This window comes from Shouchella shacheensis (genome assembly GCF_001484965.1).
Classification (GTDB): Bacteria; Bacillota; Bacilli; order Bacillales; family Bacillaceae_D; genus Shouchella; species Shouchella shacheensis.
Genome location: NZ_KQ947402.1, coordinates 1 through 23075, shown reverse-complemented (window position 1 = coordinate 23075; position 23075 = coordinate 1). Strand labels below are relative to the sequence as shown.

26 protein-coding genes and 1 pseudogene are annotated in these 23075 nt (G+C 45.8%); 22 read left to right on the top strand and 5 right to left on the bottom strand.

Going from position 1 to position 23075, the window contains the following annotated elements; translation table 11 throughout:
* Positions 1 to 253 precede the first annotated feature (253 nt).
* The 15 genes and pseudogenes from AVZ68_RS06210 (at position 254) to AVZ68_RS21020 (ending at position 14188) form a co-directional block, all read left to right on the top strand.
* Complete coding sequence (locus tag AVZ68_RS06210; protein WP_059103667.1) at positions 254 to 532, top strand: hypothetical protein; 279 nt, start codon at positions 254 to 256, stop codon at positions 530 to 532.
* Between the two features lie 245 nt (positions 533 to 777).
* Positions 778 to 855 (top strand): annotated as a pseudogene (locus AVZ68_RS21025) (helix-turn-helix domain-containing protein); the annotation flags it as partial.
* 174 nt (positions 856 to 1029) lie between these two features.
* Complete coding sequence (gene tnpB, locus AVZ68_RS06205; RefSeq protein ID WP_059103666.1) at positions 1030 to 2184, top strand: IS200/IS605 family element RNA-guided endonuclease TnpB; 1155 nt, start codon at positions 1030 to 1032, stop codon at positions 2182 to 2184.
* Positions 2185 to 2461: 277 nt separating this feature from the next.
* Entirely contained in the window at positions 2462 to 3337 is an 876-nt protein-coding gene (locus AVZ68_RS06200) for a superoxide dismutase (RefSeq protein WP_059103665.1), read from the top strand.
* Positions 3338 to 3980: 643 nt separating this feature from the next.
* Positions 3981 to 4283, top strand: a complete 303-nt coding sequence (gene ureA / locus AVZ68_RS20570; RefSeq protein WP_059103664.1) for an urease subunit gamma — start codon at positions 3981 to 3983, stop codon at positions 4281 to 4283.
* Between the two features lie 39 nt (positions 4284 to 4322).
* The gene (locus AVZ68_RS20565; RefSeq protein ID WP_059103663.1) at positions 4323 to 4691 is read left to right on the top strand and encodes an urease subunit beta; all 369 of its coding nucleotides are present in this window, start codon (positions 4323 to 4325) and stop codon (positions 4689 to 4691) included.
* Positions 4688 to 6403 carry an urease subunit alpha gene (ureC, locus tag AVZ68_RS06185; RefSeq protein WP_059103662.1) on the top strand — a complete coding sequence of 572 codons (1716 nt, stop codon included), beginning with the start codon at positions 4688 to 4690 and terminating at the stop codon, positions 6401 to 6403. Before AVZ68_RS20565 ends, ureC begins: the two co-directional genes overlap by 4 nt.
* A 15-nt stretch (positions 6404 to 6418) precedes the next feature.
* Positions 6419 to 6862 carry an urease accessory protein UreE gene (locus tag AVZ68_RS06180; RefSeq protein ID WP_059103661.1) on the top strand — a complete coding sequence of 148 codons (444 nt, stop codon included), beginning with the start codon at positions 6419 to 6421 and terminating at the stop codon, positions 6860 to 6862.
* Positions 6804 to 7544: an urease accessory protein UreF gene (locus tag AVZ68_RS06175; RefSeq protein WP_245628070.1), complete on the top strand. Its 741-nt coding sequence runs from the start codon at positions 6804 to 6806 to the stop codon at positions 7542 to 7544. Before AVZ68_RS06180 ends, AVZ68_RS06175 begins: the two co-directional genes overlap by 59 nt.
* Before the next feature lie 36 nt (positions 7545 to 7580).
* Positions 7581 to 8219 carry an urease accessory protein UreG gene (gene ureG / locus AVZ68_RS06170; protein WP_059103660.1) on the top strand — a complete coding sequence of 213 codons (639 nt, stop codon included), beginning with the start codon at positions 7581 to 7583 and terminating at the stop codon, positions 8217 to 8219.
* Positions 8188 to 9015 (top strand): urease accessory protein UreD, encoded by an 828-nt coding sequence (locus AVZ68_RS06165; protein ID WP_496196937.1) that lies wholly within the window; start codon positions 8188 to 8190, stop codon positions 9013 to 9015. Before ureG ends, AVZ68_RS06165 begins: the two co-directional genes overlap by 32 nt.
* Positions 9016 to 9178: 163 nt before the next feature.
* A complete protein-coding gene (locus tag AVZ68_RS06160) occupies positions 9179 to 10747 on the top strand; it encodes an ABC transporter substrate-binding protein (RefSeq protein WP_059103669.1) in 1569 nt (522 codons plus the stop codon).
* A 21-nt stretch (positions 10748 to 10768) separates the two neighbouring features.
* Positions 10769 to 11761 (top strand): ABC transporter permease, encoded by a 993-nt coding sequence (locus tag AVZ68_RS06155; RefSeq protein ID WP_281176588.1) that lies wholly within the window; start codon positions 10769 to 10771, stop codon positions 11759 to 11761.
* Positions 11758 to 12609: an ABC transporter permease gene (locus tag AVZ68_RS06150; protein ID WP_059103658.1), complete on the top strand. Its 852-nt coding sequence runs from the start codon at positions 11758 to 11760 to the stop codon at positions 12607 to 12609. Before AVZ68_RS06155 ends, AVZ68_RS06150 begins: the two co-directional genes overlap by 4 nt.
* A 19-nt stretch (positions 12610 to 12628) precedes the next feature.
* Positions 12629 to 14188 carry an ABC transporter ATP-binding protein gene (locus AVZ68_RS21020; RefSeq protein ID WP_059103657.1) on the top strand — a complete coding sequence of 520 codons (1560 nt, stop codon included), beginning with the start codon at positions 12629 to 12631 and terminating at the stop codon, positions 14186 to 14188.
* A 225-nt stretch (positions 14189 to 14413) separates the two neighbouring features.
* Here AVZ68_RS21020 and AVZ68_RS06140 read toward each other — a convergent pair whose 3' ends face one another.
* The 5 genes from AVZ68_RS06140 to AVZ68_RS06120 form a co-directional block, all read right to left on the bottom strand.
* A complete protein-coding gene (locus AVZ68_RS06140) occupies positions 14414 to 14740 on the bottom strand; it encodes a hypothetical protein (RefSeq protein WP_059103656.1) in 327 nt (108 codons plus the stop codon).
* Between the two features lie 72 nt (positions 14741 to 14812).
* Positions 14813 to 16273 carry a cardiolipin synthase gene (gene cls, locus AVZ68_RS06135; protein ID WP_059103655.1) on the bottom strand — a complete coding sequence of 487 codons (1461 nt, stop codon included), beginning with the start codon at positions 16271 to 16273 and terminating at the stop codon, positions 14813 to 14815.
* A 36-nt stretch (positions 16274 to 16309) separates the two neighbouring features.
* Positions 16310 to 17974 carry an ABC1 kinase family protein gene (locus tag AVZ68_RS06130; RefSeq protein ID WP_059103654.1) on the bottom strand — a complete coding sequence of 555 codons (1665 nt, stop codon included), beginning with the start codon at positions 17972 to 17974 and terminating at the stop codon, positions 16310 to 16312.
* A 25-nt stretch (positions 17975 to 17999) separates the two neighbouring features.
* A complete protein-coding gene (locus tag AVZ68_RS06125; RefSeq protein ID WP_059103653.1) occupies positions 18000 to 18305 on the bottom strand; it encodes a phasin family protein in 306 nt (101 codons plus the stop codon).
* Between the two features lie 131 nt (positions 18306 to 18436).
* The gene (locus AVZ68_RS06120; protein ID WP_437182681.1) at positions 18437 to 19141 is read right to left on the bottom strand and encodes a DUF421 domain-containing protein; all 705 of its coding nucleotides are present in this window, start codon (positions 19139 to 19141) and stop codon (positions 18437 to 18439) included.
* Positions 19142 to 19291: 150 nt separating this feature from the next.
* Here AVZ68_RS06120 and AVZ68_RS20135 point away from each other — a divergent pair, with 150 nt between their 5' ends.
* The 7 genes from AVZ68_RS20135 (at position 19292) to AVZ68_RS06090 (ending at position 22889) form a co-directional block, all read left to right on the top strand.
* Positions 19292 to 19462, top strand: coding sequence for a hypothetical protein (locus AVZ68_RS20135; RefSeq protein WP_157404592.1), 171 nt, complete (start codon positions 19292 to 19294; stop codon positions 19460 to 19462).
* Positions 19463 to 19467: 5 nt separating this feature from the next.
* A complete protein-coding gene (locus tag AVZ68_RS06115) occupies positions 19468 to 19902 on the top strand; it encodes a YhcN/YlaJ family sporulation lipoprotein (RefSeq protein ID WP_059103651.1) in 435 nt (144 codons plus the stop codon).
* 10 nt (positions 19903 to 19912) lie between these two features.
* Positions 19913 to 20386, top strand: a complete 474-nt coding sequence (gene spoVAC, locus AVZ68_RS06110; protein WP_059103650.1) for a stage V sporulation protein AC — start codon at positions 19913 to 19915, stop codon at positions 20384 to 20386.
* Positions 20387 to 21403, top strand: a complete 1017-nt coding sequence (gene spoVAD / locus AVZ68_RS06105; protein WP_059103649.1) for a stage V sporulation protein AD — start codon at positions 20387 to 20389, stop codon at positions 21401 to 21403.
* Positions 21400 to 21750, top strand: a complete 351-nt coding sequence (gene spoVAE, locus AVZ68_RS06100; RefSeq protein WP_059103648.1) for a stage V sporulation protein AE — start codon at positions 21400 to 21402, stop codon at positions 21748 to 21750. The genes spoVAD and spoVAE overlap by 4 nt, the downstream gene beginning before the upstream one ends.
* 5 nt (positions 21751 to 21755) lie before the next feature.
* Complete coding sequence (locus AVZ68_RS06095) at positions 21756 to 21950, top strand: DUF1657 domain-containing protein (RefSeq protein ID WP_059103647.1); 195 nt, start codon at positions 21756 to 21758, stop codon at positions 21948 to 21950.
* 114 nt (positions 21951 to 22064) lie between these two features.
* Positions 22065 to 22889: a DUF421 domain-containing protein gene (locus AVZ68_RS06090; RefSeq protein WP_059103646.1), complete on the top strand. Its 825-nt coding sequence runs from the start codon at positions 22065 to 22067 to the stop codon at positions 22887 to 22889.
* Positions 22890 to 23075 lie beyond the last annotated feature (186 nt).

The window sequence follows — 23075 nt, the reverse complement described above, 5'->3', positions numbered from 1 at the left end:
AGCAGACGGCATGAGCGTAACGAAGGTTGCAGAATTGACAGGACTATCGGAGGTGGAAGTTGAAAAATAGAAAAATCAATAGGTCAAGACGTCAAGAGAATTTTGAGCAGCAGAGTGCTGCTTGTTTTTATGTAAGTCTTGCCACAATCGGGCGCTTTTCTTTAATAAGAAGGCACCCTTCAGATGTACATAGTCATGTTAATGAAGCATTCAATGATATAATGGTGTTAGTAAATACAAGGCGGTGTTAAAAATGAGTGTTAACCGTGAAGAGCTAAAACAGCTAATTGACTTTATTCACGAAGAAGATGCAGCTGAAGTATATGATTTTATTGGGTATCTACACATGAAACGGGAAAGAGAAGCCATTGATCATTTTGATTTAGACCTATTTACTGGGGATAAGGAATTCATCCGTCAACTACAGAAAAGTCAGGAAGATCGTACAAATGGACGTATTTACAATCAAGAGCAGGGGCTAAAATATCTTCAGAGCAAAATTAGGGAGTTTGAAAGTGAACAAAACTTATAATATCTGTTCGTCACAAACTGCCCTTGATGAATTGAGTAATATACTTACATATCCCCCAGAAGTTAAAGAACGCATTTATCGGTTTCCGAAAGAAGACTCCCTCTTCAAGCGCGTACAGGGCTCAGCTCAGCGATAAGGGGGGGTGAATTTCGGTTAGGCGCGAGCCTAAAGGCTTTGCTTCTCTTTCGAACGTTGGTATAATCAATGAAGAACACAAGTTCCTGTGTTACGGGCTGGAAATCAAGATGAACGGGGGGTGGTTCTCAATGGTCGTCCACAAAGCATATAGATTCCGGCTCTACCCGAACAAAGCCCAAGAGATTNAGACTCCCTCTTCAAGCGCGTACAGGGCTCAGCTCAGCGATAAGGGGGGGTGAATTTCGGTTAGGCGCGAGCCTAAAGGCTTTGCTTCTCTTTCGAACGTTGGTATAATCAATGAAGAACACAAGTTCCTGTGTTACGGGCTGGAAATCAAGATGAACGGGGGGTGGTTCTCAATGGTCGTCCACAAAGCATATAGATTCCGGCTCTACCCGAACAAAGCCCAAGAGATTGTCATCGCCAAAACGATTGGTTGCTGTCGGTTTGTTTTTAACCGCTTCCTTTCTCGTTGGAAAAAGACCTACAAAGAAACGGGCCAAGGCTTAACCTACAATGCCTGCTCTTCGCAACTGCCTCCACTCAAAAAAGAATTGGCTTGGTTAAAGGAAGTCGACAGCATTGCCCTTCAATCGTCGCTGAAACACTTGGCTGATTCGTATTCACGTTATTTCAAGAAGCAAACAAAAGCACCGCGATTCAAGTCCAAAAACAACAACGTTCAATCGTATACCACAAAGAATACCAACAGTAATATTGCGATTGTTGGCAACAAACTCAAGTTGCCCAAACTCGGATTGGTCCGCTTTGCGAAAAGCCGCGAGGTGGAAGGCCGTATCTTGAGCGCCACCGTTCGACGTAGCGCTACAGGGACATACGTTGTTTCAATCTTGGTTGAAACGAACGTCTGCGATCAACCTAAGACCCATTCTTCTGTTGGCATTGACGTAGGGTTAAAAGATTTTGCGATACTCTCGGACGGAACCGTGTACAAGAATCCACGTTTCCTCCGGGCCCTTGAAACGAAATTAGCGGATGCACAACGTATCTTATCCAGACGTAAAGAAAGAGCACGAAAAGATGGGAAGCCTTTGTATGAAGCGAAGAACTATCAAAAACAAAAACGGAAGGTCGCTCGTATCCACGAAACGATCGCCAATGCACGAACGGACTACCTGCATAAACTCTCTAGCACGATCATCAAAAACCACGATGTCATTGGGATAGAGGATTTGCAGGTATCCAATTTGTTAAAGAATCGCAAAATGGCCAAGGCCATTAGCGAAGTCAGTTGGTCCCAGTTTCGCACGATGCTTGAATACAAAGCCACGTGGTACGGAAAACAGGTGGTCGCTGTGGGGAAAACCTTCCCTTCCAGTCAGTTGTGCTCGTGCTGTGGGTACCGACATCAAGACGTGAAGAATCTCGCCTTACGTGCGTGGGACTGCCCTTCTTGTGGCAGCCATCAAGACCGGGATCTAAACGCAAGTATAAACGTGAAAAATGAAGCACTAAGACTTCTAACCGTAGGAACTACGGGGCTAGCCTACTAAACCAACTGGCGGTTGCGCTGGTGTTCGTAGGAATCCCCCACTTCAAACAGGTCGTTAGCTCATTAAGTGGTGGGTAGTTCAATGGAAAAAAAGGCAATAATTTTGCAGAATTGTCCCTTATGGAAAGGGTTTCCTTAGTGAGGCAATCAAGTGCATCATCCAATTTCTCAATCGAATCCCACTAAGACCGCCGATCAATCTCCTTTCACATAGGCAATCGCACATCGCCTAGCCACGTTGCATACACTGATCGTGATGAATCGAAAGGAGCGGTTGGATGACATCACATAAGCAAGCAGTCGAGCTTTGGGCAAAGGAACTGGAGCAACTTTGGCGCGAGCAGGAAACGGAACTGGTGCGGGCGGTGGGAGAGTCAAACACGAAGCCATTCACTCATTCGCTGGATTCCCTTCAAGAAGCGCTCGAGGGGGATGGCGACGGTGTGGACGAATTAGCGGCTGATGCTTATCAGCAGTGGTTTGTGATGACGAGTAATCGAGGGTCGAATATGGCCGCAAAGCCAGATCGTGTTCCGATTGGGGGCCATCGTTTGCCACCACTGGGGTACGCCTATCATGCACTAGAGCCGCATATTGATGAAGAGACGATGCGCCTTCACCATGATAAGCACCACCAGAGCTACGTCGATGGCCTAAACAAGGCCGAAATGGAGATGCAGAAAGCACGGGACTCTGGAAATTTCGATTTGATCGCTCATTGGGAGAGGGAGGCAGCGTTTAACGGAGCTGGCCACTATTTGCATACGCTCTTTTGGAAAGTCATGAGTCCCCAAGGCGGGGGGGATCCGGGAGATAAGCTCGCAAAGCAAATCAAAAAGGACTTCGGTTCTGTAAAAAAAATGAAGGACCACTTTTCGGCAGCAGCAGAAAACGTCGAGGGAGGCGGCTGGGCCCTGCTCATTTGGGCACCAAGAGCGCATCGACTAGAAATCCTTCAGGCTGAGAAGCATCAAAACTTATCCCAGCAGGATCAAGTGCCGTTGCTAGCCCTAGACGTATGGGAGCACGCTCATTACTTAAAGTACAAAAATGAGCGCAAGCCGTATATTGAAGCTTGGTGGAATGTCGTGAATTGGCCAGAAGTTGAGCGCCGCTTTGCGCAGGCGCAAAAGCTTAGGTGGGAAGCGTATTAAAGGGAGAATTGAAAAAGCCGGCGTGGGAGGGGGGCTCGCGCCGGTTTTTTTGTGTGTGGGTGGCTCTATGTAGGTGCGGGAAATGGGGTTTGAGGCTGCCATGTTTCAAAAGAGACATTTTTCCTGCAAGAAAAGAATGAAAATTAAGAGGACAGAGCGATTTATGTCATCAAATAGCCCTTTCCTTGAATTGTTCTCTTTTTTTGTGATGTTTTTCACAAATACTATTGTTTTCCCATCCGAGCTATGATATTATTCGTTAGTCGAAAAGCCTCCTTTCGATTGTTACTATCAACGTATCAGCTCTTCTTTTTACATGAGCTCTTTCACTACGCTGCACCCCCTGCAGGTAACGTTGATATTCCTGTTATTCATTAACCGGTTAAACCACAGGATTTTATCTTTCTATTTTGCTTTGAGTATCCGACGAGAAATACCAAAGAGCATGTGTTTATAAAAATTTCTTTTCGTCCAAACTGTATTTTAGGTCAAAGTCATATGATCTTACTGGATACGTAATGGTTATTTATTTGTTTTGGAAAGAAAAAGATCGGGCCCGATCACTTTCTTAGTTTGGTCACAGTAGTATAAGCGAAGCCATATCGATTTGTTATTTATTGATTAAGAAAATGAGGTGAAATACGTGAAGCTAAACCCGGTCGAACAAGAAAAGCTGATGCTCTATTTTGCCGGAGAACTGGCTCTTAAACGTAAAGAAAAAGGGTTAAAATTAAATTATCCAGAAGCCGTTGCTCTTATCAGCCATTTTATTTTGGAAGGCGCCAGAGAGGGGAAAACGGTAGCTGAACTGATGAGTGAGGGCAAAAAAATACTTACAACTGACGATGTGATGGAAGGCATCCCCGAAATGATCGAGGATGTTCAAGTAGAAGCAACGTTCCCTGATGGTACAAAACTTGTAACGGTCCATACACCGATTCAGTAACAACGAAAGAATAACCCTAGAATTAAGGAGGCGTTTCTATTGATACCTGGTGAATATAAGGTTGCCAGCGGCGATATTGAAATCAATGCTGGAAGACAAACGAAGACCATTCGCATCGCGAACACTGGAGACAGACCCATTCAGGTTGGTTCTCATTATCATATTATCGAAGCCAATAAATATTTATCATTCAAGCGTGAAGAAACGGTCGGTATGCAGTTAAACATACCATCTGGCACCGCTGAACGGTTTGAACCCGGAGAGGAAAAAGAAGTTGAGCTTACTGAAATCAGCGGCCGACAAAATGTATACGGCCTAAACGATTTAACAGGCGGTTCAATTGACAAAAGAGAGGAAATCATCGAAAAAGCAGATAAACTAGGGTTTAAAGGAAGTGATGATGAATGAAAATCTCCAAAGAACGTTATGCGGCGATGTACGGACCTACCTCAGGGGATAAGGTTCGCCTTGCAGATACTGATCTGTGGATAGAAATCGAACGGGATTATACTCATTACGGGGATGAAGGTGTGTTTGGTGGAGGTAAATCGTTGCGTGTAGGTATGGGACAAAACGGGACCCAAACTCGCCTAGAAGGCGTGCTTGATGCCGTGATTACAAACGTAATGATTGTTGATTATACCGGAATCGTGAAAGCGGATCTTGGCATGAAAGATGGAAGAATTGCCGGCATTGGGAAAGCGGGTAACCCGGATACGATGGATGGCGTTGATCCGAACATGGTCATCGGCGTCGGAACGGAAGTGTATGCTGGCGAAGGGTTAATTGCAACAGCTGGAGCGATTGATACACACATTCATTTTATCAACCCTGCTCAAGTCGATGTCGCCCTTGCCTCTGGAACAACCACATTGATCGGAGGGGGGGCAGGTCCCGGAGCAGGTAGTAAGGCAGCTAGTGCCACCCCTGGTGAATGGAATATATTTAAAATGTTGGAAGCTGTTGAGGACTTACCGATCAATGTTGGGTTGTTAGGAAAAGGAAGTGCGTCCACGCAAGAACCGCTGATCGAACAAATTAGGGCAGGAGCTATTGGTCTGAAAGTCCATGAGGATTGGGGAGCGACACCTTCCGCACTTCACGAAAGTCTAACGACTGCTGATAAATTTGATGTCCAAATTGCCCTTCATTCGGACACGTTGAATGAAGCTGGATTTGTTGAAGATACACTTGAAGCCATTAACGGTAGAGTGATCCATACGTTCCATACGGAAGGTGCTGGCGGCGGTCACTCTCCGGATATGTTAAAAATGGCAGCTTACCCCAATGTACTACCTGCATCCACCAATCCAACAAAACCGTATACGGTCAATACGATTGATGAGCATTTGGACATGATGATGGTTTGCCACCATCTTTCGCATGACGTGCCGGAAGACGTCGCCTTTGCTGATTCTAGAATTCGGCCAGAGACAATAGCTGCAGAGGATATTATGCAGGACCTTGGTATTATAAGCATCATGTCGTCGGATTCGCAAGCGATGGGTCGAGTTGGAGAGGTGACTATACGCACATGGCAAACGGCCGACAAAATGAAGAAACAACGAGGGGCGTTGCCGGAAGATGAAGGAAAAGACCATGACAATTTTAGAGTGAAAAGGTTCGTTGCAAAGTATACCATTAACCCTGCTATTGCCCAGGGGGTTTCCCATGATATTGGTTCAATTGAAGAGGGCAAATTCGCGGACATTATTTTGTGGGATCCTAAATTTTTTGGTGTTAAACCTGAAGTTGTCATCAAGGGCGGGGTGGCCGTCTATGCTCAAATGGGTGACACGAACGCTTCCATCCCAACACCACAGCCGATGAAGGCGCGCCGGATGTATGCCTTCCATGGGAAAGCCACGGCACTTACAAGTTTAACGTTCCTTCCGAAAATCGCTGTCGATAATGCGATTCCAAAACGATTGGGTTTGGAAAAACAAATAAGTGTAGTGAAAAACTGCCGAAACATTACAAAGAGTGATATGAAGCTAAACGGGGAGACCCCGAAGATTGACGTGAATCCGGAGACCTATGAAGTGAAAGTCGATGGTGAATTAATAAGTTGTGAGCCTTTTAGTGAGCTTCCTATGACACAACGCTATTTCTTATTTTAAGAAGGAGACATAGATATGCTTATTCAGAGTATTATTCGTAACATTGACCATGAAGATGAAGTAGCAAAACGTCGTGAGTGGGTGGAATTAGATTGGGAAGAACTTAATAAACGTATTTTGCGGAAAACAACGGATAAAGGTACGGACGTGGCCATTTCCCTCGAGCAAGAACAACCCCTACATTATGGTGACCTGCTTTATGAGGATGAAGAGAGACAGATTGCTGTACGAACAAAGTTAGAAGAGGTGATTGTCATTCATCCAAAGACGATGATTGAAATGGGGAAATCAGCCTTTGAGCTCGGAAATCGGCATACACCTTGCTTGATAAACGAAAATGAGATCATTGTTCGATTCGATCATACGCTGGAAAAATTGCTGGATGAGGTTGGTGTCAGTTATGAAGTTGCCAAAAGACGATTTAAACAACCGTTTAAATACAAAGGACATCAGCACTGAACAACGATTTCTTCACCTGTTTCAGCTACATGACTCGGCGTTTCCAATCGGTTCTTATACACAGTCTTTTGGAATGGAAACGTATATACAGCAAAATGCGATAAAGACGAAGCAAGAGTTAGTCGAGTACTGCAAGTCCTATTTGTTCCACAACCTAACCAGCGGAGATGCGATTATTGTGAAAGAATCGCATAAGGCTGCAGAGAAGAGAGACCTTGACAAACTGGTCTACCTTGAACAGATTTGCAATGGAATGAAGCTCGCACGGGAATCTCGAGACGGCAGCATCAAGATGGGCAAACAGTTCCTGCAAACGATTTTACCGCTCTGTGAATTAGACGTCATACAAGAGTGGAAGACCAAATTTGATCATCAAGAAGTTAAAGGCCATTATGCCGTTTTGTACGGCATTTATACAGCCGGTCTTTCAATTAGTATTGAAAAGGCTGTATTGACGTTTTTGTACGCCTCCCTTAACGGACTGATTCAAAATGCGGTTCGAGCGGTTCCTCTTGGACAAAACAGTGGAGTTCAGGCTTTGTATGAGCTGCTTGCGCCAATCGAACAAGCGACTAACAGCGTCATGGACTGCACATTGGGAGATCTGTGCAACAATGCGCTAGGAATTGAAATGGCATCGATGCAACACGAATATTTATTTTCGCGTTTGTTTATTTCATAATAATCGGCGCTATCACATAAAAAGGAGTAGAAGGACATGAAACCAGTACGACTTGGAATTGGCGGACCCGTTGGTTCGGGAAAAACATCTCTTGTAGATCGACTAACAAGCGAACTTCATGAGCAGTATGAGGTAGCCGTTATCACCAATGATATTTACACGAGAGAGGATGCGGAATTTCTAATAAAGAGTGGAGTATTGGAAAAAGATCGCATCATCGGTGTTGAAACAGGTGGATGTCCGCATACGGCGATCCGCGAAGACGCTTCGATGAATTTTGAAGCCATCGACCAATTAGAAAAACGCTTCAATGATTTAGACATTGTCTTTGTGGAAAGTGGCGGCGACAACTTGTCAGCGACATTCAGCCCCGAATTGGTGGATGCTTATATCTATGTGATTGATGTGGCAGAAGGACAGGACATCCCTCGTAAAGGTGGACCAGCATTGACTCGCTCGGATTTGCTCTTGGTTAATAAGGCAGACCTAGCACCTTATGTTGATGTTGATCTGGAGCAAATGAACGCTGATACAGAGAAAATGCGCGGCGGAAGGCCTTACGTGTTTACTGATTTAAAAAGTAAAAAAGGACTTGACCAAGTAATCAACTGGATCCAGCGCGACCTACTATTAGAGGGGGCGGATTCCGCTGGAACAAATAAGCCAACCGCTTAAGGTCAATCATCACGGGAAACTTCTAATGAAATTCCAGCAAAAAAAAGGAGTGACTCGTTTAACAGATTGCTTTCAACAACCTCCGTTGAAAGCGAGCCGCGCATTATATCTCGACGATAAGGAAAAAGCGACCGTATATCTTATGGAGTCATCGGGTGGAATGGTAGCCGGAGACCGTAATGACTATGAGATTCACGTGAGGGAACATGCCAATGTGTGCCTTCTTCAGCAATCTGCCATGAAAGTGTATCCGTCATGGAACGAACGTTCTTGCACTCAAAATGTCTCTGTACAGATTGATCATAAGGCATGTTTGGAGTGGAAGCCTGAGGCGGTTATCCCTTTTAAAGAAGCGAAATTTAGCGGAGATACGATGATTCAAATGAAACGTGATTCAACATTGTTATGGGGGGAAATTATATCACCTGGTCGTGAGAAAAGAAATGAATGTTTTCACTATGATGACTTTCGGACAAGCTTTCAAATATGGGTGGAAGAGGAGTGTCTCGCATTTGACACCCTCCGCCTTTCCCCTAGCTCAATGTCGCTGAAACAGATCGGGTTATTAGAACAATCATTGTATATTGGTTCCCTGTGGTTTGTTTCGCCTGAGGTTCAATCTATAAGTATACGAGATTTAAACGATAAGCTCGAAGTTTCAAGTAGTATTAACCCAGGTGTCACAAGTCTCGAAGGAAAAGGAATCCATATTAGGTGGCTGGCGTCTGATTTGTTGCAACTGAAGCGCGAAATGAATAAAACGTGGGGAGATCTGATCGAGTCAAAATCAGTGTAGAAACAGAGGGGAAATGATAATTTAGCCTGTTGGAGAGAATACCATATGCCATCATAAACTCCCTGATGATAGTAACTTTCGGGGAGTTTGTGAATGTATAGATGTTTCAAATAAATGAGGAGGAGACACATTGAATAATAAATTTATCCTAATTTTTTTAATAATGGGGTTGTTGCTAACGGCATGTACATCACCCAATGCAAGTAGTACGGATGTAGATCAGGACAAGAAGGATCATTTAATTTTAGCGATTGGCGGGGAGCCTGAAGAGGGATTTGATCCTACGGCCGGCTGGGGACGTTACGGGTCTCCTTTGTTTCAAAGCACGCTCTTAAAACGTGATAAAGAGTTCAATATTGAGTACGATCTTGCAGATAGTTACGATGTAAGCGAAGATGGATTAGTTTGGACGGTCAAGCTTCGGGATGATGTGCACTTTTCGGATGGTGAGCAACTGACAGCTGAAGATGTTGCGTTTACTTTTGAAACAGCGGCTGCTAGTGGCTCTGTTATCGACTTGACGATCTTAGATAAAGTGAAAGTCGTTGATCCGAATACGGTGCAGTTTTTTCTTGAGAAGCCTCAGTCGACATTTGTTCAATCTTTGATTGCCACTGGAATCGTTCCTAAGCACGCTTATGGAGAAAATTATAATGAAAATCCGATTGGTTCAGGCCCGTTCATGCTTGAACAATGGGATAAAGGGCAACAGCTGATAGTGAAAGCGAACCCTGAATATTACGGGGAGTTTCCTTATTTTACCAATCTTACTTTTTTGTTTCTTTCCGAAGATGCTGCATTTGCGGCGGCGAATGCAGGGGAAGTTGACATTGCCTCGATTTCTCCACAACTTGCAAGCCAAGATGTGAGTGGCATGGAATTAGTTGCGCTCGAAAGCGTAGACAATCGGGGGGTTATGTTTCCTGTTAAACCTGAAGGTAAAGAGACGGATCAGGGGTTACCTATCGGCAACGACGTGACAGCAGACAAAGCGATCCGCAAGGCAATAAATATTGCGATTGACCGTCAAAGCCTTGTTGATGGAGTTTTAGGAGGGTATGGCACGCCTGCCTATACCGAGAATGACGGTCTGCCATGGTGGAATTCTGAAAGCACCACTCAGGATGGGAACTTTGAGCGGGCAGAACAGATTCTGAGTGAGGCCGGATGGAGCAAAAATAGAGATGGAGTACTTGAAAAAGACGGTCTAGTCGCTAAGTTTACTCTATTATATCCAGCAGATGATCAAATTCGCCAAAGTCTATCCATTGCTCTTGCAGACATGATGGAGCCGCTAGGAATCATGCTACAAGCAGAAGGAAAAAGCTGGAACGAGATTGAACGATTGCAGCACTCTACCCCCGTGATGATGGGATTTGGGAATTACAATCCGATGGAATCATTTAACCTTTTCAGCAGTGAGACACAAGGGGAAGGTTGGTACAATGCAGGATTATACTCCAACGCAACCGTGGACAGCTATCTAGAGCAGGCGTTGGAGGCCTCTAGTGAAACAGAGGCGGTACAATATTGGCAAAAAGCGCAGTGGGATGGAGAAACAGGTTATGGCTTGAAAGGTGATGCGGCATGGGCCTGGCTCGTTAACCTAAACCATCTTTATCTTGTTAGAGATGGTTTGGACATCGGTGCACAAAAAGTACAGCCACACGGGCATGGGTGGCCGATAACTGATGTGATTACAGAGTGGCAGTGGACGGAAGAGCGAGAATAAAGGGGAGGAGAACTATAGAAAGTGCAGATTAGAAAAGTTACATTTTTTATACTAGGGAAGGTACTTAAAATGGCAACATTGCTGTTTGCACTCAGCCTCATCTCCTTTTGGTTGTTAAGTCATTCACCCGTTGATCCAGTTCAAGCGTATATAGGTGCTGACATGATGCAAGTGAGCCCTGAACAACGGGAAAGGATCGCAGCATATTGGGGATTAGATAAATCGATGCCAGAACAATTTTGGCTTTGGTTCACTTCGGTGATAAAGGGAGACCTGGGTACTTCTATGATTTTCCGAAGTCCTGTCTCTAGTGTTATCGCTGAGCGCTTTACGGCTTCTTTCGCACTGATGGCGATCGCATGGCTGGTTTCCGGGTTCGTTGGTTTTTCGCTAGGTGTAGTGGCGGCGATGAAACAAAGAACATGGATGGATCGTGTCATTAAATGGTATTGTCTTACCCTCGCTTCGACTCCGACGTTCTGGTTTGGACTCCTGCTGCTTATTGTATTTTCCGTATGGTTGGGTTGGTTCCCTGTTGGATTGGGAGTACCTGCAGGCACGCTCGCCGAAGACGTGACTCTATTTGACCGAGGCTGGCATCTGATTTTGCCTGCTCTTACCCTAAGTGTCGTAGGTGTGGCAAACGTGGCGCTACACACCCGACAAAAACTAGTGGGAGTACTAGAGAGCGATTTTATTCACTTTGCGAAAGCGAGAGGCGAAAAAGGATTTAGTTTATTTTGGCGCCATGGTTTAAGGAATGTTGCAATGCCTGCAATTTCTCTCCATTTTGCATCTTTAGGTGGATTGTTTGGGGGAGCCGTTCTTGCTGAGCAAGTATTTTCCTACCCTGGACTAGGCCAAGCTACGGTTCAAGCCGGGTTGCAGGGAGATATCCCTTTATTACTTGGCGTTGTCCTTTTCAGTGCGATATTTGTATTCGTTGGGAATTTGATCGCAGATCTTCTTTATCACGTCATTGACCCCCGGATGAGAAATGAGAGAATGGTATGAGGTTAAAAGAGAAAACGGAGATTCGTTTGTTTTCTATGAATCTGAGACAACAAACCTTGTTTTTTATGACAATAGCTCTTGGAATATTAACTGGAATTGTCTTAGGCGGGGTTTTTATGGGGGATGACCAGATTGCTACGAACTTCGCAAAAAAAAATGCCCCTCCGTCACTAGCCAATCTATTTGGAACCGATTGGTTGGGAAGAGATATGCTAGCCAGAACTTTAAAGGGCCTCGCTTTAAGTTTTGGCGTAGGTTTGCTTGCAGCCTCGCTCAGTGTACTGGTTGCCCTTGCACTTAGTCTTACGGCGTCTATGAGTAAAGTGGCAGATCTAGTTGTGACCTGGTTGATCGATTTATTTCTTAGTATTCCTCACTTAGTTTCGCTTATATTGATTGCTTTTACACTAGGGGGCGGCTTTAAAGGAGTGGTGCTTGGGATCGCCTTAACGCACTGGCCTCATTTGGCTCGCGTGCTGCGTGCGGAGGTACTGCAGTTACGCAATGCAGACTATGTCGAAGTCTCGCGCCGGTTTGGAAAGCCTTCTTGGTGGGTGGCCCGCCATCACTTACTTCCACATTTGCTTCCGCAACTAGTAGTAGGGTTCGTTTTGTTGTTTCCTCACGCCATTTTACATGAGGCAGCTATCACTTTCTTAGGATTTGGTTTATCCCCCCAGCAACCGGCTATTGGAATTATACTGTCGGAATCCATGAGTTATTTATCAACGGGTATGTGGTGGCTGGCATTTTTTCCAGGCCTTTCCCTTATTCTCATGGTTAGGTCTTTCGATGTACTAGGCGATCAAATTCGAAAATTAATAGATCCACATCATTCGCACAATTAAAAAGAGGAAGGAGGACACCATGTATAATCGTGTTCAAACGCCGGTAGTCAATGGAAACAAGGAATGTTCCTCTTTAGGCATTACCGGTGATCAAGCGACACTAATGGAAATCAAAGACCTTTCTGTCTCTTTTACAATGTATATAAATGGATTGAGACAATACCGTTTTCAAATGATTGATGAGATTAATTTGACAATACGTAAGGGAGAGGTGGTCGCGGTAATTGGAGGGAGTGGGTCAGGGAAAAGCCTGCTTGCTAGTGCCATTCTTGGTATTTTACCTCAAAATGCTAGTATGACCGGAACGATCGATTATAAGGGAGAAGCCTTAACCCATACTAAAACCGCGCGCATGCGGGGCAAAAATCTGGTTTTAATTCCGCAATCCATCACTAGTCTTGATCCCTTGATGAAGACGGGAAAACAAGTAGGCACAAGGGAAAGTAAGAATACAAAGGAAAACATGCGGCAAATATTTTCCAAGCTGCGCCTGCCGTTAAAAACAGAAACCAAGTATCCGTTTCAACTGTCAGGAGGAATGGCACGGAGAGTACTGATGGCAACAGCAATGGCTGCAAAAGGGGACGTAGTCATTGCCGATGAACCTACGCCTGGTTTGGATGAAGAGACTCTTAAAGAAATCATTGATCATATTCGCAAATTTGCTAATGATGGACGAGGCGTCATGTTTATTACGCACGATATAGATTCTGCATTACAAATTGCCGATCGGATTGCTGTATTTTATAATGGAACCATCGTGGAAATTGCTCAGTCTAAGGATTTTTCCGGGAAGGGAGAAAATCTACGACATCCGTATACTCGGGCACTCTGGAATGCCTTGCCCCAAAATGATTTCACGCCGGTAGACGTCGAGCAGCAATATTCACAGGAGGCCCATATATGCGCGAACGATCGAACTGAAATCGACAAAATACACAGCAGACCGGGGAGTGATTTTAAGCTTGAAGCCTGTAACATTGGCTTTCGTTATCGAAAGGGCCCATGGATTTTAAAGGATGTAGATATAAGTGTTCTCCCCGGAGAAGTGGTCGGTTTATTTGGGCCGAGCGGTTTAGGAAAAACGACATTGGCACGAATTCTTGCAGGCTATGAGAAACCAACAGAAGGAAGTGTCCAGTTGGGTAACAGGTCACCTCTTCCACGAGGCTACTCTCCAGTTCAACTCGTTTGGCAACATCCTGAAAAAGCGGTAAATCCAAGATGGAGACTAGAACGGACGCTTCGAGAAGGTTGGTCGCCAGACGACCATATTCTCGCTGATCTCAGAATAGACAAGGCCTGGTTAAAACGGTGGCCCAACGAACTTTCCAGCGGGCAATTACAGCGTATTTGTCTAGCACGTGCCCTTGGGTCAGATACTCGCTATCTTATTGCTGATGAAATGACAAGCATGCTTGATGCGGTTACGCAGGCGCAAATTTGGAATGTCATTTTAAAAATAGCTTCAAAACGCCATATCGGAATACTTGCCATTAGTCATGACAAACACTTATTAAAGCGAGTTAGCCACAGAATTATTGACTTTAGCGCTTGTGGTCAAGGTCCATCCCAGTAACTTAATGAAGGGGCCGACCAATCATATCTGGGCGCAAACTAAAAAAATCCAGCTCGGACTCTTTGTCGATCGGTGGCAATGCTGGAATCAGTATGGAGTTGCTTTAGTGGAAAGGCGGGAAACTGGGAACCATAGGTGGTCTAGACAAAGAAGCACTGGCTACAACACCGGTGCTTCTTTGTCTCGCTCCTGAGCAACCCGCCTGCGCTTTTCAGGGTACTCGCATTATCGTTGTGTTTCTTTCAGCTTGTATAATTCTTCCTCTAGGTAATAGACTTTTTCTGTCAAGAAGTCTACTCCACTTCTGCCAATAACGGCCTTATCAAGCTTTTCATTCACAATCCTATAATTTCGATGGTTTGTATTAAACCCTTCATTCGTTTGTTTTTCTAGGGTATCCAGCCTGCTTTTGACTTCGTTCACACCGTTTTGTAAATCTGTAACCTTAAGATTTACATTATTAATGTCGTTTCTCATTTCCGACATTTGGGTCTTCATGTCCGTCATTCCGGTCTTCATGTCCATCAGAATCTCTAACACCTGTTTTTCCATTTCGTTCATCTCCTTTACCTACATTATAGCTGGTTTTGTATTGATTTGTCATAGAAAGACCTAGGACAACCCCTACAATATCGGCGAAAGCAATCTCGAAATCGATTCCTTGAACCGTACCCGCTTCGGCCGGCTTTCGTAGTCTTCCAATGTTAGATGGGTGGAAAGCTTCACGTCATTCGTAAAGTCTTCAATTAGTTGCCCGGCCGTTTTTTTATCGTAAATAAAGGCGTTCACTTCAAAGTTGAGCTTGAAGCTGCGCTGATCAATATTGGCGGTTCCTACGGTGCAGACGTCTTCATCAACAATGATTACTTTGTTATGAATAAAGCCATTTTCGTAGATATAGACAGTCGCACCAGCTTTCAACATTTCCCCGATATGGGACATGGTCGCCCAGTAAACAAACATGTGGTCAGGCTTGTTTGGGATCATGATCTTAACGTCGATTCCCGTTTGAGCGGCGACACGCAGCGCATCAAGCAGCGTTTGATCCGGAATAAAGTAAGGCGTCTGGATGCAAATGGATTCCCTGGCATCCATGATCATTTTCAAGTAGCCGTTCTTGATTTGTTCAAATTCAGAATCAGGTCCGCTTGAGACGATTTGCAGCGGCGTCGTACCTTTCCCTTCAATGGCTGGAAAATAACGATCGTGGTAGGAGATGTGATACTCCTTGGATGCTTGGTTCCAGTCCAGAATAAATCGTGTCTGAATGGCCTGGACGGCGGGCCCTTGTATGCGAAGATGAGTATCCCGCCAGTAGCCAAACTTCTTTTTCTTGCCCAGGTATTCATCCCCAACGTTGAACCCACCAAGATAAGCCACCTTGCCGTCGATATTGACGGACTTGCGATGATTGCGAAAGTTGAGGCGCAAATTGATGATGGTGAAGCGGGACGGGAAAAAGACGCCTATTTCACCGCCAGCTGCCTCCAGCCCCTTCAGCTGTCGATGCCTTAAAGAACGAGAGCCAAGGTCATCGTACAAGAAGCGGACTTTGACGCCGGCCTTGGCTCTTTCTGTTAATGCCTCTAAGACTCTTTTTCCAAGTCCATCATACCGGAAGATGTAATATTGAATGTGGATGAAGGTCTCCGCGCTTTGAATATCACGGAGAAGCGCGTCAAATTTTTGCTTGCCATCGTTTAAGATCTCCACTTCGTTGTTTTTTGTGAGCAAGGCATCGTTATTCATTAAGTGCATGTAAATCAAATCGCGGTTTTCATTAACGGTTCCACTTTTATCGTGGAAACGAGCATCAAGAATTTGTTTTTTCTGTTCCGTGAGCAAATGCTCAAGTCCAACTTTATGAATTCCTTCCCACTCAAAGAGTTTTCTCCGGGTTAAGGTTTGGCCAAGCAAAGTGTAAATGATAAAGCCTGCGAGAGGGATGAAAAATAAAATCAAAAGCCACGCCCATGTTGCCTGCGCATCTTTGCGTTCAATAAAAATGAGAATGATAGCTAGCAGTAAGTTGGCAACAAGAATCGTAATAAACAAGTACGATGGGAGTGGCAATTCAATAATCATAGGGCATCTACCTACAACTTTCTTTATGAACTAGCGTCAAAATCGACCGGATCTGAAAATCGCCCAGATGATCCAGAGAAACATTAAGGATGTAATGGTGAGTCCGATTTCGATCGCAGGTATTTGCGTTAAAATCGTGTTCTCCGCGGTAAGAGCGCCCCCAATGATGACCCCTGCCATAATAATGCTAAAGGAGAGGAGCACAACAGAAAAGGCGAGCTTATTGCTAATGCGATCGAATTTGTGAATCAGGTCATTGATTTCCGAGACCGAAATGGAGACCTTCAACTTGCCGCCTCTTGTTACTTTCAGAAGCTTGTGCAGCTCCTTTGGGAAGCTGCGTACCGTCTGGACAAGGTCGAGAAACTCATTTTGTGTTTTCCTTGCGATCCGTCTAGGATCATAGCGCTCTTTAATAAGCTTCTTACCGAAAGGCTCGACCAAATCAATGATTCGCAGTGTTGGAGACAGATGCGAAACAATGGATTCAATTGACAAGAGCGTCTTTCCTAGCACCGTCAAGTCAGGGGGGATGATGCAATTATGATCATAGGCGACGGCGAACATGTCTTGAATCGCACTTGCTAGGCTAATTTCGCTCATCGGCACATCGTAGTATTTTAAGCGTAAGGTATCGAGATCGTCTCGAAGCCTGTCACGGTTGACCTCTTCATGGACGATGTCCATATTCAAAAGGGCGTCCATCACTTTATCGGTGTGACGGCTCTTAAGTCCGATAACAAGCAGGGCCAAATTTTGGCGCATGTCACTTGTGAGGCGACCGACCAAGCCGAAATCAATGAGCTGAATCTCGTTCGCTTCTGTAACAAAGATGTTGCCAGGGTGGGGATCGCCGTGGAAAAACCCGTGCACGAAAATTTGCTCAAATAACCCAGTCGCAAAGCGCTCCGCAATTAAGTCCTGGTCATAGCCTTTGTCAAATGTCGCTTCCGTTATTTTCTTGCCTTCCACAAAGGCCTGCGTCAGCACTTTCCGCGTGGAATGAGTTGGAAAAATCGGTGGTACCGAGGTATGTACAGTATCAGACGATTGTCTGAACAGGCGCTCAGCGTTTTTGGCTTCGGTCGCGTAATTAATTTCTTCTCTTAGAGCATCGGCGAACTCATTGAACAGGCTCGCAAGCCGGAAGCGTCTCGCCCACTCAATTCGATCTTCAGCCAGCTCAGTCAAATCGGAAAGGATCGCCAGGTCTGTGCTCACGATCGTCTGTATATGGGGCCTGCGCACTTTAACAATGACTTTTTCCCCTGAAGTGAGCTCGGCTTGGTGGACTTGCCCGATGGATGCAGCCGCAAGCGGTTGTTCTGAAAATGATTGGAATAACTCAGTGAGTGGAGCGTGCAGTTCTTCTTCAATGATGTCCTTCGCTTCTTCAAAGGAAAAGCTTGGCACATGGTCTTGCAGCTTCTCAAGTTCCACGATAATGTGTGTTGGAAACAAGTCGCTTCTGGTGCTGGCAAGTTGGCCAAGCTTGATAAATGTTGGACCGAGCTCTTCACATAGCAAGCGAATCCGCTTGGCTACAGAGAGCTCGTCATCGGAGTTCTTCTTTTTCTTTTTTCGCTGGCGCGTCTTATCGAGAAGGCCTAAGTCACGGACGATTTGACCGAACCCGTAATGGTAGAGGGCGGTCAATATATCCTGGTATCTAGATAAGTAGCGCATTCGTCTTTTCAGCATGAGCGTGATCCTTTCTGAAGGGAAATTAGCTATCTTTTTCGCTCAAGCTTCGTTCTAACCTAGCAATGCGTGCTTTTAGCGCATCCACCTCTTCCTTTGTTGGAACGTCCATGGACGTGAGAAACTGCTTCACTCGTGTTTGTACCAAGTCTTCCAGGTCGGCTTGAGCTTCCTTGCCTCTTTGCATGAGGTCATCCACGAGCTGGTTCGATTCCGAACGCTTCACTTCGCCTTTCTGAACTAATTCGTTCACCGTTCTCTCAATTTGTTCCTTGCTTGCCGCGGCTGCTCCTACACCTAAGGAATAGACGTTATTCAGTAAATCTCTCATAATTGATGTTCCTCCTCTGGAATGTTTTGCAAATTGGCTCTCATTTTCATTGTAAACGGATAAGGGGGAGAAGCACAACTTTGGCCTTTCTTCCTCTTTTCCCTCTTTACGTTAAAACGAATCATTAAGTTTCACCGAGCGAAGCGATCTGCCTGGTAGGTCTGTAAAAAAAGTGGCTGATGTTCTTGCCATTCCGCATAAAGAACGGCTTTCGGAGAGGCGATGCCACGCTCAAGCAGCTCACCTTGAAGCCATTCTTCACTCAAAGAAAGCAGCGTAAGCGACTCGGTAATGACCTCCCCGTCCATAATTAGCATAACCGGTAAGCCGCGAGCTTGTGGCTGAAGGGAAAGGTCTTGATTGGTGGGTGTCGCGAACGCTGGTTTTTTTTGCACGTTGACGGAACCGTTGGTCTCAAGAATGCCGTACTCGACCTCGCGAATCGAAAATACCCCCTTTTCTCTTAGTAAGTGCTGGAGCTGGTTTAAATCAAGCTTATTCCTTTTTAACTCCTTAAATTGAATACGGCCTTTGGCGATAACAACCGAAGGCGTTCCTTCTAGAAGGCCGCGTGTGGCCCGGATTTTCTGTGTTAGCATTTCAATCCCATACATTAAAAGTCCCCAAATGGTAATGGCATAGAGAACATAGTGTAAGCCGATCTCGTCATCGTAAATGGCATTCCCAAGTAGCTCACCAATGACAAGAGCAGAGATGAAATCAAAGGGTGTAAGCTGAGTGATTTGATTTTTGCCAAGAATTTTCGTGAGCAGAAGAAGGGCAAAAAAACCAATAATTAATTCTCTCGTTAAAGAAATGTACGATTCCACGTTGATCACATCCCTTCGATGCACACACGTTTTCTTTTTAAGTAGTGTCGGTTCATTTGGATAACTTATGCCCTTTTCTGTTAGCAAAAATTTCATGCAATAAAAGCGGAGCTGAGGAAAATTCTATAGGTATGGTCAACAAAGAAGGAGGGTCCTATGGAGATCGATCCTTTGAAACGGTTAACTCTTGCTCAAAGGAAGCTTGAGACATGCGCGAATGAAAGTGAGACTGAAGAGCTCTTTTCGTTCTTCCAAGCGCTTGAAAAAGAGGTAGGTGTCGCGGTCAAGGTCCTTGGTGACCAAACACAAGGTACATATTGGAGGTGAGTGAAATGAGAAAACAAAAGCTGGTGGTTTTTTTCCTACTCTTGGCCGTGCTGACAGGTTGTCAAGGACAGGAAGATGCGCGGGCCACGGCGTTCAAACTGGACAATGATTCAACCATGAACCAAGCCGCCTCCGATAAAGCCAAGGATGAGCTTTTGAAGATGGAAGAAGTCACAAGCGTCCGCGGCGTTGAGCACAACGGCAATCTCTATATGGATGTTCATGTGAAGCAGAAGGACAGGTTTCATTTGCAGGATATCAGGCAAAGAGGCCATGATCGTCTGAAGACGCTTTACCCGGATGCCAACATTCACGTCTCTACGGATAAAAAAGTGTATAAAGAACTGGAAGACATTGAGGAAAAGCTAAAGGCCAATCAATTGGATTCACAAGGATTAAAGAAAGAAATCGATAAGATTGAAGACGATATGAAGGGATAGGAGGCGTAGTATGGCAAAGAAAAAAAGAACAACACCCAGCCAGGAGCAGTACCAGACGCTGGCTAAATCTTATGAAATGAAGCGGCCTGTTTTAAAAAACTGTCTGTTTGCTTTCCTTATTGGCGGGTTGATTTGTGCCCTAGGTCAGTGCTTTACCGTCATGTATTATACGTTCTTTGACTTCACGGAAAAAACCGCAGGCAATCCTACCGTGGCTACCATGATCTTTCTTTCGACCTTGGTCACAGGTCTTGGTTTTTACGATCGGATCGCCCAAGTAGCAGGCGCTGGGACGGCTGTGCCTGTCACAGGCTTTGCCAATTCGATAACCTCCGCGGCCATGGAACACCGAACAGAGGGATATGTGCTCGGCGTTGGGGGCCAGATGTTCAAGCTTGCGGGGTCGGTCATCGTTTTTGGGACCGTCGCTGCCTTTGTGCTTGCGATTATTAAAACACTTCTCATTAAAGCGGGGGTGATCTAAATGCTTACGGGCAAACAAAGCTGGACCTTTGATAAGCAGCCGGTCATAAGCGCGACTGGAACTGTTGGGGGGCCATTTGAAGCGAACGGAGCGCTACCCGAGGCTTTCGACCGCTTGCATGATGACCTCTGGCTTGGCGAGGATTCATATGAGAAAGCGCAGACGATTCTTGTCGAGGAGGCGGTAACAACCGCGATTGAGAAGGGGAATCTGAAAACAAAGGATATACAATTTCTAATGGCAGGGGACTTGGTCAATCAGTTGACGCCCTCTAGTTTTGCTGGACGAGCGCTGGCTATTCCTTACCTCGGGCTCTTCGGTGCGTGCTCGACATCCATGGAAGGACTGGCTCTTGGAGCTATGCTTGTGAACTCAAATGCTGCCAAGAATGTGGTGGCCGCTGCGTCCAGCCATAATGCCGCAACGGAAAAACAGTTTCGCTATCCAACTGAGTACGGCGGGCAAAAGCCGCCCACTGCTCAGTGGACGGCAACAGCGGCCGGAGCTGCGCTCATCTCAAGTCAAGGAACGGGGCCACGAATTACGAGCGCGACCATTGGGAAAATTATTGACATGGGTTTGTCTGACCCTTTTAACATGGGTGGGGCCATGGCACCAGCTGCAGCGGATACGATTGTTTCCCACTTTCGAGATTTAAACAAGACGCCAGAAGACTACGATTTGATTGTATCTGGCGACCTCGGAAAAATTGGGTTGCCAATCGCCAGAGATCTTCTTAAGCAGCAGGGCCACACGCTGGGACACGAGCTCTTTCAAGACTGTGGATTGATGATTTATAAGGACGAGCAGAAAGTCCTTGGCGGTGCGAGCGGCCCAGGATGTTCAGCGGCTGTTGCTTATGGGCACCTACTCAAACGAATGCAAAAAGGGGAGTTGAAGCGCCTCCTCGTTGTCGCGACCGGTGCCCTGCTCTCGCCACTCTCATATCAGCAAAAAGAATCCATTCCTTGTATTGCGCATGCGGTTTCAATTGAAGCGGAGGGAGGCACGCCATGATCTTTTTGTGGGCATTTTTAGTAGGAGGACTAATTTGTGTCATTGGACAGCTTCTCATGGATGTAGGAAGGCTCACCCCTGCCCATACCATGTCTACACTTGTTGTGAGCGGTGCCGTCATCAGTGCTTTGGGTTTATATGAGCCTCTCATCGATTTTGCCGGAGCTGGAGTGACGGTACCGATAACCAGCTTTGGCAACACCCTTGTACAAGGGGCGATGAACGAAGCAGAGCAGTACGGCCTTATTGGAGTTATTACAGGGATTTTTGAAATCACGAGTGCGGGTATTTCCGCTGCGATAATCTTTGGATTCTTTGCCTCTCTCGTATTTAAGCCGAAAGGGTGAAGATGATGGCGGATTTAGTTCATACGCTCGTCTCTTTAAAGGGAATGGAGGCAACACTTGAAGAGCTTTCGCTCAAGGCTGAGCGAGAAGAGGCAAGCCGGGCGTTCCACCAAGCCTCCCTTAGACTTCGTACCGTAATTGCAGATCTTGAGGAGCGAAACAAAATTATTGCACAACGTGATGGTCATCTACACATGTAATGGAAACGAGATCAAGTGATCTGTAGTACAGGTCTGGACGACGCAACAGTGACTGAAAGGTCTTCAGTTTCTACCCGCCGTGGCTAGATAGAAAAACGCAAGGAGAGATGTAAGGTGAACGAGATAATCGAAGTTGCTGTACGAGGTGTTTCTGTGCTCATTGCCCTGTGGATCATCGCCAGGTTGATGCCCGTAAAGCCAGCCGGCCAGCTCTCTCTTCTCGAACTTCTCTGGCTCGCGGGGCTTGTAGTAGTCGCGGGAATGGGGAGCGTACTGCTTTCGATTCCGGCAAGCCATGTAGCAGTGGCCCTCTTTCTATGGGGCGGGCTGCCGCTGTTCATTTATTGGCTTTGCCGAAAGAGCCGAACAGTAGCTAAGCTGATGATGGGTAGACGCGAGGAAGTCGCCAGAAATGGCACATTTTTTGAGAAGGTACTCACTAAAAAAGGCATTACCGTTGATGAACTGCTATACAAACTCGCCTCCAACCATGTGTTTAGGCTTTCAGATGTGGAATCGGCAGTGTTAGAAAGAAATGGGGAGTTAACGGTAGAGGTGAAGCAGGACAAACGAACGCCCACCCCAGTGACGGTGATTCGCGAAGGAGTGATTGACCACGACGCGCTCTCAAGCCGAGGACTGAGCCAGCAGTTTTTGTCTACAGAGCTCGAAAAACAGCAAGTGACACTGAAAAATGTCTACATTGGCCAAGTTGATGAGTATGGTCAGCTTTTCATTGATGTCTACAACGACCAGCTGTCAAAAGAGCAGCCGGAATCCGAGCTGCCTCTGCTTTGGGCGAGTCTCAGGCGTGCCCAGGCTGAGCTTTCGGCGTACTCGCTTCAGGAAGAGGAGACAAGCGTAAAGGACATGTATACACGCTGTTCGCATCAATTGGATGAGGCCATTCAAGAGGTCAAACCACTGCTTAAGCCGTAAGAACTAGTGCTGTACAGAAGCGAGGCGAGGTTCTTCATTGGTAAATGCTAGCGTAAGTGAACCGTCTTCGTTTCTCACACATAAAAAAATCTCATCGATATGAGTCATTCCCTTCGCCTCAAGCTGAGTGCGAAGGTTTTTTTAATGGTTTAGAAAACCCCCGGCTATGCCGGGGGTTCAAAAGAG

Coding starts and splice junctions, on each gene's coding strand:
- AVZ68_RS06210 (WP_059103667.1), top strand. CDS start 254: ATGAGTGTTAACCGTGAAGAGCTAAAACAGCTAATTGACTTTATTCAC.
- tnpB (WP_059103666.1), top strand. CDS start 1,030: ATGGTCGTCCACAAAGCATATAGATTCCGGCTCTACCCGAACAAAGCC.
- AVZ68_RS06200 (WP_059103665.1), top strand. CDS start 2,462: ATGACATCACATAAGCAAGCAGTCGAGCTTTGGGCAAAGGAACTGGAG.
- ureC (WP_059103662.1), top strand. CDS start 4,688: ATGAAAATCTCCAAAGAACGTTATGCGGCGATGTACGGACCTACCTCA.
- AVZ68_RS06180 (WP_059103661.1), top strand. CDS start 6,419: ATGCTTATTCAGAGTATTATTCGTAACATTGACCATGAAGATGAAGTA.
- AVZ68_RS06175 (WP_245628070.1), top strand. CDS start 6,804: ATGAAGTTGCCAAAAGACGATTTAAACAACCGTTTAAATACAAAGGAC.
- ureG (WP_059103660.1), top strand. CDS start 7,581: ATGAAACCAGTACGACTTGGAATTGGCGGACCCGTTGGTTCGGGAAAA.
- AVZ68_RS06160 (WP_059103669.1), top strand. CDS start 9,179: ATGGGGTTGTTGCTAACGGCATGTACATCACCCAATGCAAGTAGTACG.
- AVZ68_RS06150 (WP_059103658.1), top strand. CDS start 11,758: ATGAGGTTAAAAGAGAAAACGGAGATTCGTTTGTTTTCTATGAATCTG.
- AVZ68_RS21020 (WP_059103657.1), top strand. CDS start 12,629: ATGTATAATCGTGTTCAAACGCCGGTAGTCAATGGAAACAAGGAATGT.
- AVZ68_RS06140 (WP_059103656.1), bottom strand. CDS start 14,740: ATGGAAAAACAGGTGTTAGAGATTCTGATGGACATGAAGACCGGAATG.
- cls (WP_059103655.1), bottom strand. CDS start 16,273: ATGATTATTGAATTGCCACTCCCATCGTACTTGTTTATTACGATTCTT.
- AVZ68_RS06130 (WP_059103654.1), bottom strand. CDS start 17,974: ATGCTGAAAAGACGAATGCGCTACTTATCTAGATACCAGGATATATTG.
- AVZ68_RS06125 (WP_059103653.1), bottom strand. CDS start 18,305: ATGAGAGATTTACTGAATAACGTCTATTCCTTAGGTGTAGGAGCAGCC.
- AVZ68_RS20135 (WP_157404592.1), top strand. CDS start 19,292: ATGGAGATCGATCCTTTGAAACGGTTAACTCTTGCTCAAAGGAAGCTT.
- AVZ68_RS06115 (WP_059103651.1), top strand. CDS start 19,468: ATGAGAAAACAAAAGCTGGTGGTTTTTTTCCTACTCTTGGCCGTGCTG.
- spoVAC (WP_059103650.1), top strand. CDS start 19,913: ATGGCAAAGAAAAAAAGAACAACACCCAGCCAGGAGCAGTACCAGACG.
- spoVAD (WP_059103649.1), top strand. CDS start 20,387: ATGCTTACGGGCAAACAAAGCTGGACCTTTGATAAGCAGCCGGTCATA.
- spoVAE (WP_059103648.1), top strand. CDS start 21,400: ATGATCTTTTTGTGGGCATTTTTAGTAGGAGGACTAATTTGTGTCATT.
- AVZ68_RS06095 (WP_059103647.1), top strand. CDS start 21,756: ATGGCGGATTTAGTTCATACGCTCGTCTCTTTAAAGGGAATGGAGGCA.